Genomic DNA, 10,479 nt, shown 5'->3' with positions numbered 1-10,479 from the left:
ACCGTTCTCATCGATAACGCGATCGCCGCCAGCCTTACCCTTGACCGCAGCGTCCGCTACCAGCGGAACACCAACCTGTCCGCGATGTGCTGAGACTTATCTGTCCAGGATGTGCTGAGACATCACATCGTCCAACCCGGACACGTTCCGCAGCCGGGTCATAACCTTGTCGATGACCTCGACGTGATCGGCGTCGATCACCCCGTCCTCCACCGCACCCGCGGTCGCCGGCAACGAAGCGGGGGTGGTGGCGCCGGTGGGGGTGACGGTGTCGTGCAACGCCTCCGCGTGCCGATCCAGCTTGCCCACTGCGACCCGGTCGAGGCGGACGTGGTCCTCCAGCAACGGCGCCAACTTCCGGTACCCGGACTCGGCCAACACGTTGCCCGCGCGGACCGCGGTGAACGCCCGGTACACCCGCGCCCCCGCCAACCGCTGCGCCCGCACCGCCTCCGCCAGCTCCGCCAACTCCGCCAACGACCGCGCCGACAGACCCTCCTCCGGCGGCGGCGCCTCCTCAGACACCCCCGGAACCGCCCAACCCGGCTCCCCGGGCTCGTCGGCGACCGGCTCGTCGTCCCCCGGGCCGTCGGCGGCCGCGTCGAGCTCGGCCCACCACGACAGCTCCGCTTCGTCCGGTAGCTCGAATGCGGGCTCGTCGGGATCCTCGTCCCACATCGACGGCGGCACAGGCAGTGGCAACCCCACCTCGGGGTCCCACCCTGCCTCGATCGCCATGCACCCATCATCGAACACATGTTCGACAAGATCAAGCAGCCGATCGGAGCAACCTCAGCTCACACTGGAGCCGTGCTCCTCCGACGCCGTCGGTTCCTCGCGGCGCTCCTGCCCGGGCTCGGCCTGACCGCCGCAAGCGCGGCGGACGCGGCCCCGCGACCCGCCGTCGGGCGGACCCACGACGTCCGGACTCTCGACGTCCGGACCTTCGGCGCCCGGGGCGACGGGACCACACGCGACACCGCGGCGATCCAGGCCGCCGTCGACGCCGCCCACGCGGGCGGCGGTGGCACGGTGCTCCTCCCGGCCGGCACGTTCCTCTCGGGCACGGTCGAGCTGCGCTCGGACGTGACGCTCCACCTCTCCCCCGGCGCCACCCTGCTCGGCAGCCCGCACATCGCCGACTACCCGGCCCACGATCTCGGCGTCCGTGACCTCGACGTCGGCGGCCGCCAGGTCTGGGCGCTGCTCTACGCCCGCGGCGCCGAGCGGGTCACGATCGAGGGCGCGGGGACCATCGACGGCTCCGGACGGGCCTTCCCGAAGGTCCCGACCCCCGACCCCGAGGTCGCCACCGGGCCACGTCCACGCATGATCTTCCTCCGCGGGTGCCGGTCCGTCGCCCTGCGGGACGTCACGCTGCGCGAGGCCGGGATGTGGACCGTCCACCTGGCGCAGTGCGAGGACGTCCGCACGGAGGGCCTCACCGTCCTGTCCTCCCAGCACGTCCACCAGGACGGGATCGTCCTCGACAGCTGCACGGGCGCCGTCGTGAGCGACTGCCGTGTCGACACCCTCGACGACGCGGTCGTGCTCAAGAGCTCCTACCCGCAGCCGTGTGCGGACGTCCTGGTCACCGACTGTCGGCTGACCTCACGCTGCGCCGGTCTGAAGCTCGGCACCCAGTCGCTCGGCGGCTTCCGCCGGATCCGGCTCACGCGCACTCGGTTCCACGACTGCCGCCTCGGGGGCCTCAAGCTCCAGACGGTGGACGGCGGCGACCTCGAGGACGTGGTCGCGACGGACCTGGTCATGCACGACGTCGCCGCGCCGCTCAGCATCCGGCGCGGGAACCGGGGGTTCGACTACGGGCGCACCGACGTCGCACGGCCCCGCCCGGTCGGCGCGCTGCGCGACGTCCGGATCCGGGGTCTGCGCGCCGTCACCACCCACTCCCTCGGCACGGCGGCCGGCGACGTCATGAGCATCGCGGGCCTCCCCGGGTTCCCCGTCGAGCGCGTCACCCTGGAGAACGTCGAGGTCACGACGCCGGGTGGCGGGACGCCCGCCGACGCCCGCCGGACCGGCATCCCCGAGCTCCCGGCCGCGTACCCCGAGCACGCGATGTTCGGCGTCCTCCCGGCCCACGGCCTGTGGATCCGCCACGCCGCCGACGTCACGCTCCGGGACCTGCGTCTCGGGACCGCGGCCCCGGACGCCCGACCGGCCGTCGTCACCGACGACGTCCTCGGGCTGCACGCGGCGGGCTGATCTAGGACGCGACCGGCGGCAGCCCGATGCTCTGCTCGGGACCGCGGAAGTGCTCGATCCACCACTGCCAGTCGTCCGGGAGCAGCTCGAAGGGCCGCTCGCGGCCGAGTTCACGGGCCGCCCAGACCGGCCAGTGCGGGTTGGCCAGCGCCGGGGTGCCCAGCAGGACGACGTCGATCCACTCGTCGCGGACCGCGGCGTCGGCGTCGGCCGGGAGCCCGAGGTTCCAGCTCGACATCATCGGGATGCCGACCTCCTTGCGCACGCGGGCGGCCCGCTCGGCCATGAACGCGGGCCGGTGGAAGTCGGGCCGGTCCGGCATGTCGCCGGTGTTGAAGCCCATGCTCATGTCGGCGAGGTCGAGCCCGTGCTCGGCCATCCAGCCCACCGCGGTGATGGCGTCGTCGAACTGCACGCCGTCGGGGTGGCCGTCGTCGGAACCCAGCCGCATGGTCAGCGGGTACTCCTCGGGCCATACCTCCCGCACCGCGTCCAGCGCCTCGAGCAGGAACCGGGCCCGGTTCTCCAGCGACCCGCCGTACTCGTCGTCCCGGTGGTTCGCGAGCGGTGAGAAGAACTCCGCGCCGAGGTAGCCGTGCGCGAAGTGCATCTCGAGCCACTGGTAGCCGGCGTCGGCGGCCCGTCGCGCCGCGTCGGCGTACGACCGGTGCAGCCCGCGGATCTCCTCCACCGTCAGCGCGTGCACGGGGTGGTCGTGGTGCCCGTCGTCGTAGGAGACCGCCGACGGGCCGGACACCGGCCAGCCGCGGGGGTGGTCCGGCGGGAGCTGCCAGCCGCCCTGGTGGCCGTCCACCACGTCGTGCTTCGCGACCTCGCTGCCCTTGCGACCGGTGTGCCCCAGTTGGATGCCGGCCACGGCGCCGAACTTGCGGATCATCGACGTGACCCGCGCGTGGCTCTCGACCTGGTGATCGGCCCAGATGCCGGCGCAGTCGGGCGTGGTCCGCCCCTCCGGCACGATCGCGACCTGCTCCGGGAAGATCAACCCGAAGCCGCCCGCGGCCCGGGCTCCCAGGTACATCACGTGGTAGTCGTTCATCGTGCCGTCGACCGACTCGTGCATCGTCATCGGCGACATCCCGATGCGGTTGCGCAGGGTCACGCCCTTGACGGTCAACGGGGAGAAGAGATCAGCCACGTCACCGGGCTTACCCGTCAGATCAACCGGTGCACCGTGGTCGGCGTGACCGACCGGCCCTCCAGGTCCGTCGTGTCCGGCACGTCGTAGGACGCGAGCGCGGACACCCGCCGTCGGGGCAGGTACTCCCGGCCCGGGTCGCCGACGTAGACCTCGATGCCCACGCCGGTCGCCTCGTCGAGGAACTCGAGCATCTGCCGTGCCATCGGCTGCTCGTAGAACACGTCCCCGGCGAGGATGACGTCGACGTCGAGCTCCGGCCCCTCCCCTGTCATGAGGTCCCCGACGACCTCGACGGTCACGCCGTTGAGCGCCGCGTTCCGCGCCGTGGCGACGCGGGCACGGGCGTCGTGGTCCGAGGCGACCACCGACGACGCCCCCGCCTGCAGCGCGGCGATCCCGACGATGCCCGACCCGCTCGCGAGGTCCAGGACCTTCTTCCCGACGACGAGCTCGGGCCGGTCGAGCACGCACCGCGCCAGCGCCTGCCCGCCCGCCCAGGCGAACGCCCAGAACGGGGGTGCGGCCTCGTCGGTCTCCGACCACGTGCGGTGGATGTCGTCCGCCAGCAGGAGGATCACCTCGGGCACGAGCGGGGCGGTCCCGGGGGCGGTCCAGCTCGTCACCTGGGCGTCGAGTTCGCGCTCGGTCACGACCTCGTCACCCGCCGTCATACATTGCCCCGGACGGACGCAGCGCCGGGCCCCATGCCCACCTACCCTGTTGCGGAACCGCGACATCCCGAGGAGGCAGACCATGGCCGAAGGCACCGACTCCGACGCCGTCCTGCTCTACCTCGGCGGCCCCCTCGACGGCCGGGTCGAGGTCCGCGAGGCCCGACACGGCGCCCCGCTCCCGACGGTGACCCACACCCACCTCCACGACGGTCCGAAGGTCGTGCACCACTACGACCTCCATCCGCTCACCGACGGTGCCGGTGTCTACCACCTGCGGGTCGAGCCGGTGCCGGAGCCCGCCGACGCCGAGTCGGCCTGAGCCGGTCGGCTCAGGCCAGCCACCAGCCCAGGGCGCACAGCGCGCCCCAGGCGCCCGCCACCGCGACCGCCTTCGTCCGCGCCTCCCGGTCGGGCAGGGTCGTGCCGAGCAGCACCAGGTCGACGACGTCCGAGCCCACCCGGACCGCCGTCGCCGTCCGCAGCGCCTGCTGGTCCGGCGCGAACGCCATCGCCAGGCCCGAGGCCAGGTCACGGCCGCCGAGGGCCCGGATGCCGATCGCGGTGCCGCGCGAGAGCGACTCCCCGTCCTTCGCGAGCTTCGTCGGGCGGGCGAACAGCTCGGGCTTCGCGATGATCGCGACGGAGTAGGCGGCGGTCGCGGCGCCGAGCACGCGCGGGAGCCAGGGAGCCCTGGGGGTGGACGAGGACGACGTCAAGGTCATGCGGCGCGTGTACCCACTCCGTCACGCGGCCGCCCGTCGTCGTCCGGAGAGCGCACCGTGCACCGGGACGACCACCCGCGCGAGCACCGGACCGAGGACGGCCATGAGGAGCACGTAGGTCGTGGCGAGCGGCGCGAACTCGGGGTCGATCGCCGCCGAGCCCAGCGCCAGACCGGCGATCACGATCGAGAACTCGCCGCGCGCGACCAGCGCCGCACCCGCCCGCCACCGCCCGAGCGACCCCACGCCGGCCTGCTGCGCGGCGAACCAGCCCGCGCCGATCTTCGTCAGCGTCGTCACCACCGCGAGCGCCAGCGCGACCGGGATGACGGCCGGGATCTCCCGCGGGTCGGTGTTGAGCCCGAACACGACGAAGAACACGGCCGCGAACAGGTCACGCAGGGGGCTCAGCACCCGCGTCGCGTTCTCCGCGGTGTCCTCGCTGATCGCGATCCCGAGCAGGAACGCCCCGACCCCGGCCGAGACCTGCAGCTGCGAGGCGACCCCGGCGACGAGCAGCGCGACGCCGATGACCCGCAGCAGGAAGACCTCGGAGGTGGGCGAGTCGACGACCGCCGACACCGCGCCGCCGAACCGCAGAGCCACCACCAGCACCACGACCAGCAGGACCAGCGCGATCCCGACCGTCCGCAGCCCCGCGAGGAACCCGAGCGAGGCCAGGACCGCCGTCGTGATCGGCAGGTAGAGGGCCATCGCGAGGTCCTCCATGACCAGCACGGAGAGGACGGCGGGCGTCTCGCGGTTGCCGAGGCGGCCGAGGTCGGAGAGGACCTTCGCGATGATCCCGGAGGACGACACCCACGTGACGCCGGCCATCGCGAGGGCGCCGACGGGTCCCCAGCCGAGCAGCAGCGCGGCGACCGCACCCGGCGTCCCGTTGAGGACCATGTCGACGATCCCGGCCAGCCACGACCGCTTCAGCCCGCCCACGAGGTCGGAGGCCGAGTACTCCAGGCCGAGCAGGAGCAGCAGCAGGACGACGCCGACCTCGCTCGCGAGTTCGGTGAACCCCCCGATGCCCGCGAGCGGCAGCAGGCCGCCCTGGCCGAAGGCGAGCCCGCCGAGCAGGTAGAGCGGGATCGGCGAGATCCCGATCCGACCCGCGAGCCGGCCGAGGACGCCGAGCCCGAAGAAGAGGGCGCCGAGCTCCTCGAGGGCGAGCGCGGTCTCCACTCAGCCGGCCTCGAGGATCTCCGCCGCCTGCTTCAGGCCCTCGCCGGTCCCGACGATCACCACCAGGTCCCCGGCCGCGAACACGAAGTCCGGGCGGGGCGACGGGGAGACGACGTGGTCGCGGACCACGGCGACGATGGAGGTGCCCGCGCGGGTGCGCATCGCGGTGTCGCCGAGCGGGCGGCCCACGTAGGGCGACCCCGAGGCGATCGGGAACTGGGCCGTGTTGACGCCCTCGACCTCGCGCTGCTGGTCCTGCAGCTTGGCGACGAGGTTCGGCGCGCCGAGCAGCGTGCCGAGCGCGTTGCACTCGGTCTCGGTCATCGGGACGGTGGCCGCGCACGAGTCCGGGTCGTCCCGGGCCGCGAGCAGCAGCTCCCGGTGCCCGTCGCGGTGGGTGAGCACCCCGACCCGGCGCCCGTCACCCGTGACGAACTCCTGCTTCGTGCCGATCCCCGGCAGTCTGGTCACCTCGACGTCCACGCCTGCCCACGCTAACCGTCACGGTCGTCGACGGGGACAATGGAGGGCGATGAGCGCTCCGTCCCTGCTTCCCACGCCCGGCGCCGACCCCGACGACCTCTTCGAGGGGTTCTCCGCCTGGGCGGCCGAGCGCGGGCTGGAGCTGTACCCGGCGCAGGCCGAGGCGCTCATCGAGCTCGTCACCGGCGCCAACGTCATCGTGTCGACGCCGACCGGCTCGGGGAAGTCGCTCATCGCGCTCGGAGCCCACGTGGCCGCGATGTCCCGCGGCGAGCGCACCGTCTACACCGCGCCGATCAAGGCCCTGGTCAGCGAGAAGTTCTTCTCCCTCGGTGCGCAGCTCGGCTACGCGAACGTCGGGATGCTCACCGGCGACGCCGCCGTGAACCCCGAGGCGCCGGTCATCTGCTGCACGGCCGAGGTGCTCGCGAACTGGGCGCTGCGCGAGGGGGCCGCGGCCGACATCGGCCAGGTCGTCATGGACGAGTTCCACTTCTACGCCGACCCCGACCGCGGGTGGGCGTGGCAGGTGCCGATCGTCGAGCTGCCGCAGTGCCAGTTCCTGCTCATGAGCGCGACCCTCGGCGACGTGTCCTTCTTCCAGGAGGACCTGACGCGGCGCACCGGCCGCGAGACCGCGGTCGTCACGAACACCGAGCGCCCGGTCCCCCTGAGCTTCCGCTGGTCGACCACCCCGCTGCACGAGACGATCTCCGAGCTGATCACCGGGAAGCAGGCCCCGGTCTACATCGTGCACACCACGCAGGCCGCGGCGATCGAGCAGGCGCAGGCGCTGATGAGCCTCAACGTCTCCACCAAGGCCGAGAAGGAGCAGATCGCCGAGCTCATCGGCTCGTTCCGCTTCACCGCCGGGTTCGGCCGCACCCTGTCCCGGCTCGTCCGCCACGGCATCGGCGTCCACCACGCCGGGATGCTGCCCAAGTACCGCCGGCTGGTGGAGACCCTCGCCCAGGCCGGACTGCTCAAGCTCATCTGCGGGACCGACACCCTCGGCGTCGGGATCAACATCCCGATCCGCACCGTGCTCTTCACCGCGCTCACCAAGTTCGACGGCCAGCGGGTGCGCCACCTGCGCGCCCGCGAGTTCCACCAGGTCGCGGGCCGGGCCGGGCGGGCGGGCTACGACACGGCGGGCTTCGTCGTCGTCCAGGCCCCCGAGCACGAGGTGGAGAACGCGAAGCGTCTCGCGAAGGCCGGCGACGACGTCAAGAAGCAACGGCGCGTCGTGCGGGTGAAGGCGCCCGAGGGGTTCGTGTCGTGGTCCGAACGCACGATGGAGAAGCTCGTCGAGGCCCAGCCCGAGCAGCTCACGAGCCAGATGCGGGTGACGACGGCGATGCTGCTGCAGGTCGCGCAGCGCCCCGGCCCGTACTTCCCGGCGATGCGCCACCTGCTCGAGGACAACCACGCCGACCGCGCCACCCAGCGCAAGCTGATCCTGCGCGCGATCCAGCTCTTCCGCGGACTCCTCGAGGCCGACGTCATCGAGGTGCTGAAGACCCCCGACGCCGCCGGACGGACGGTCGCGCTCGTCGACGACCTCCAGGTCGACTTCGCCCTCAACCAGCCGCTCTCGCCGTTCGCGCTGGCGGCGTTCGAGCTGCTCGACGACGAGTCGCCGACCTACTCGCTCGACCTCGTCTCCGTCGTCGAGTCGACCCTCGACGACCCGAAGCAGATCCTGCGCGCCCAGGAGAACGCCGCCCGGGGCGAGGCCGTCGGCGCCATGAAGGCCGAGGGGCTCGAGTACGAGGTGCGGATGGAGCGCCTCGAGGAGATCACCTGGCCGAAGCCGCTCGCCGAGCTGCTCGAGCCCGCCTTCGAGACCTACCGCAAGGGCCACCCGTGGGTCGGCGACGCCGAGCTGTCCCCGAAGGCCGTCGTCCGGGACCTCTACGAGCGCGCGATGACGTTCGTCGAGTTCGTCTCGCACTACAAGATCGCCCGCTCCGAGGGCCTCGTCCTGCGCTACCTCACCGACGCCTACCGGGCGTTGCGCCAGACGATCCCGGAGTCGGCCGGCACCGACGACCTCGACGACCTCATCGCCTGGCTCGGCGAGCTGGTCCGCCAGACCGACTCGTCGCTGCTCGACGAGTGGGAGACGCTGTCGAACCCGACCGAGCTCGACGCGGCCGGCACCGACGCCGCGCCGATCGACCAGGGCCCGCCGCCGGTCACCCGCAACGAGCGGGCGTTCCGGGTGCTGGTGCGCAACGAGATGTTCCGCCGCGTCGAGCTGTTCGCCCGCCGCGTGCCGGGCGACCTCGCCGAGCTCTCCGGCGACGAGGGCCCGTCGCTCGACACCTGGTCGCAGGCGATGCTCGACTACTTCGACGAGTACCCGACCCTGGGCGCCGGGCCCGACGCCCGCGGCCCGGCCCTGTTCCGGGTCGTGGACCGGGGCCGCACGTGGGAGGTCCGCCAGGTCTTCGACGACCCCGAGGGCGACCACGACTGGGGCATCACCGCCACGGTCGACCTGGACGCCTCCGACGAGGTCGGCTCGGCGGTCGTGCACGTGACGCACGTGGGGCCGTTCGAGACCCCCGCCGGCTGAACGAGCGGCACGTTCGCAGCTTCTATCCGCACGAGAGTGCCGTTCGCTCGATCAGATCAGGCCTTCCTGCGGCGCGGGGCGCCCTTCTTGGCGCCGAGCGAGGGCGGGGGGACGACGGGACCGATGTCACCGTCGGGAGCGGTGTCGAGATCGACGATCACGGGCGCGTGGTCGGACGGCCCGGTGCCCTTCCGGGCCTGCCGGTCGACCCACGCGGCCTGACGGCGCTCGGCGATCGGGGCGCCCGCGAGGACCAGGTCGATCCGCATGCCGCGGTCCTGGTGGAAGGCGCCGCCGCGGTAGTCCCAGTACGTGAAGGCGGGGACGTCGACCCACCGGTCGCGGATGACGTCGTGCAGGCCGGTCTTCTCGATCGCGGCCAGCGCGTCGCGCTCCGGCGGCGTCACGTGGGTCGACTCGGCGAAGACCTCGACGGAGTAGACGTCGAGGTCGGCCGGGGCGATGTTGAAGTCGCCGGCGACGATCGTGGAGTCGGGGTCGCCCGCCTGCACCATGTCCCGCAGCACGCCGAGCCATGCGAGCTTGTAGGCGTAGTGCGGGTCGTCCACGGTGCGGCCGTTGGGGACGTACACGCTGGTCACGCGCAGGTCGCCGCACGTCGCGGTGACGGCGCGGGCCTCCTGGTGCGGGTAGCCCGGGGCGCCCGGCAGCCCGTTCACCACGTCGTCGAGGCCGACCCGCGACAGCAGGGCCACCCCGTTCCACCGGCCCTCGCCGTGGTGGGCGACCTGGTACCCCCGCTCGGCCAGCGGGGCCCCGAAGGTCTCGTCGAACGCCTCGTCGGAGAGCTTGGTCTCCTGCAGGCACACGACGTCGGGCGCGCGCTCGTCGAGCCAGCCCAGCAGGCGCGGCTCGCGGGCCTTCGCGGAGTTCACGTTCCAGGTCGCCACTCGCACGCCCCCACGCTAACGGGCGACCCCGACGACGTCCTTCGAGGACTCCCGGGCGCCCAGCGGCTGCGCCCGCCGCCACACGAGCTCGGCCTGGAACGCGATCATGACCGCGATCATGAGCAGCACCTCGCCGATCCCCCCGGAGTCGTTGATCCCGGCGAAGTACGCGACCGTGCCGAGCCCGAACTTGACCACGACCATGCCGAGGAACAGCCCGATGGTCAGCGCGGTGCCCTGCGCGAACACCCGGCCGCCCTCGGGCCAGATCCGCGTGTAGCGGCCGCGGGCCAGGCCCACGACCACCGACAGCGCGATCGAGAGGCCGAGGAACAGCCACGCGAGGCCGTTCGCGGGCACGTGGTAGCCCCCGATGGCGATGCCGACGATCCCGTAGATGATCGCGAGCTTGAAGCGGGACGAGCCCACCACCTCGTGGCGCTGGGACTGGCGGTAGACGGCGTATCCGACCATCGCGAGGATGATCACCAGGGAGGACGCGGGCATCTCGACTCCTGACGGG

At 72.6% G+C, this 10,479-nt stretch carries 11 protein-coding genes; 3 read left to right on the top strand and 8 right to left on the bottom strand.

The genetic code is table 11. The annotated features are described in order from the left end of the window. Window positions 1-96 precede the first annotated feature (96 nt). Window positions 97-738 carry a DUF222 domain-containing protein gene (locus tag QSK00_RS21655; protein WP_285593959.1) on the bottom strand — a complete coding sequence of 214 codons (642 nt, stop codon included), beginning with the start codon at window positions 736-738 and terminating at the stop codon, window positions 97-99. A 72-nt stretch (window positions 739-810) separates the two neighbouring features. Between QSK00_RS21655 and QSK00_RS21650 the strand changes: the two genes are divergently transcribed. Continuing rightward, window positions 811-2,229, top strand: coding sequence for a glycoside hydrolase family 28 protein (locus QSK00_RS21650; RefSeq protein ID WP_285593956.1), 1,419 nt, complete (start codon window positions 811-813; stop codon window positions 2,227-2,229). 1 nt (window position 2,230) lies between these two features. Here the strand turns inward: QSK00_RS21650 and QSK00_RS21645 are convergent, their stop codons facing one another. Next, complete coding sequence (locus QSK00_RS21645; protein WP_285593955.1) at window positions 2,231-3,388, bottom strand: oxidoreductase; 1,158 nt, start codon at window positions 3,386-3,388, stop codon at window positions 2,231-2,233. Between the two features lie 17 nt (window positions 3,389-3,405). After that, a complete protein-coding gene (locus QSK00_RS21640) occupies window positions 3,406-4,041 on the bottom strand; it encodes a class I SAM-dependent methyltransferase (protein ID WP_285593953.1) in 636 nt (211 codons plus the stop codon). A 103-nt stretch (window positions 4,042-4,144) separates the two neighbouring features. On the opposite strand from QSK00_RS21640, the gene QSK00_RS21635 reads away from it, so the two are divergent. Then, the gene (locus QSK00_RS21635) at window positions 4,145-4,384 is read left to right on the top strand and encodes a DUF8847 domain-containing protein (protein WP_285593951.1); all 240 of its coding nucleotides are present in this window, start codon (window positions 4,145-4,147) and stop codon (window positions 4,382-4,384) included. Between the two features lie 10 nt (window positions 4,385-4,394). Here the strand turns inward: QSK00_RS21635 and QSK00_RS21630 are convergent, their stop codons facing one another. From QSK00_RS21630 to QSK00_RS21620, 3 genes are read right to left on the bottom strand one after another with little or no spacing between them, the layout of a single operon-like run. Next, on the bottom strand, window positions 4,395-4,787 hold the full coding sequence (locus QSK00_RS21630; protein WP_285593949.1) for a hypothetical protein: 393 nt from the start codon (window positions 4,785-4,787) through the stop codon (window positions 4,395-4,397). A 21-nt stretch (window positions 4,788-4,808) separates the two neighbouring features. Then, window positions 4,809-5,981 carry a cation:proton antiporter gene (locus QSK00_RS21625; RefSeq protein ID WP_285593947.1) on the bottom strand — a complete coding sequence of 391 codons (1,173 nt, stop codon included), beginning with the start codon at window positions 5,979-5,981 and terminating at the stop codon, window positions 4,809-4,811. After that, window positions 5,982-6,464: a cation:proton antiporter regulatory subunit gene (locus tag QSK00_RS21620; RefSeq protein WP_285593946.1), complete on the bottom strand. Its 483-nt coding sequence runs from the start codon at window positions 6,462-6,464 to the stop codon at window positions 5,982-5,984. It lies immediately after the preceding gene. Window positions 6,465-6,513: 49 nt separating this feature from the next. Between QSK00_RS21620 and QSK00_RS21615 the strand changes: the two genes are divergently transcribed. After that, a complete protein-coding gene (locus tag QSK00_RS21615; RefSeq protein WP_285593945.1) occupies window positions 6,514-9,045 on the top strand; it encodes a DEAD/DEAH box helicase in 2,532 nt (843 codons plus the stop codon). Between the two features lie 56 nt (window positions 9,046-9,101). Here the strand turns inward: QSK00_RS21615 and QSK00_RS21610 are convergent, their stop codons facing one another. Beyond that, window positions 9,102-9,962, bottom strand: a complete 861-nt coding sequence (locus tag QSK00_RS21610; RefSeq protein ID WP_502872062.1) for an exodeoxyribonuclease III — start codon at window positions 9,960-9,962, stop codon at window positions 9,102-9,104. A 9-nt stretch (window positions 9,963-9,971) separates the two neighbouring features. Beyond that, a complete protein-coding gene (locus tag QSK00_RS21605; protein ID WP_285593944.1) occupies window positions 9,972-10,463 on the bottom strand; it encodes a hypothetical protein in 492 nt (163 codons plus the stop codon). Between the last annotated feature and the right edge of the window lie 16 nt (window positions 10,464-10,479).

Origin of the sequence: Actinomycetospora sp. NBRC 106378 (assembly GCF_030269685.1) — a bacterium.
Lineage (GTDB): Bacteria > Actinomycetota > Actinomycetes > Mycobacteriales > Pseudonocardiaceae > Actinomycetospora.
This window is presented reverse-complemented; position numbering and strand designations above follow the sequence as displayed.

Bases quoted from the DNA above. Each gene is read 5' to 3' on its own strand.
- QSK00_RS21655 (WP_285593959.1), bottom strand. From the start codon at position 738: ATGGCGATCGAGGCAGGGTGGGACCCCGAGGTGGGGTTGCCACTGCCT.
- QSK00_RS21635 (WP_285593951.1), top strand. From the start codon at position 4,145: ATGGCCGAAGGCACCGACTCCGACGCCGTCCTGCTCTACCTCGGCGGC.
- QSK00_RS21630 (WP_285593949.1), bottom strand. From the start codon at position 4,787: ATGACCTTGACGTCGTCCTCGTCCACCCCCAGGGCTCCCTGGCTCCCG.
- QSK00_RS21615 (WP_285593945.1), top strand. From the start codon at position 6,514: ATGAGCGCTCCGTCCCTGCTTCCCACGCCCGGCGCCGACCCCGACGAC.
- QSK00_RS21605 (WP_285593944.1), bottom strand. From the start codon at position 10,463: ATGCCCGCGTCCTCCCTGGTGATCATCCTCGCGATGGTCGGATACGCC.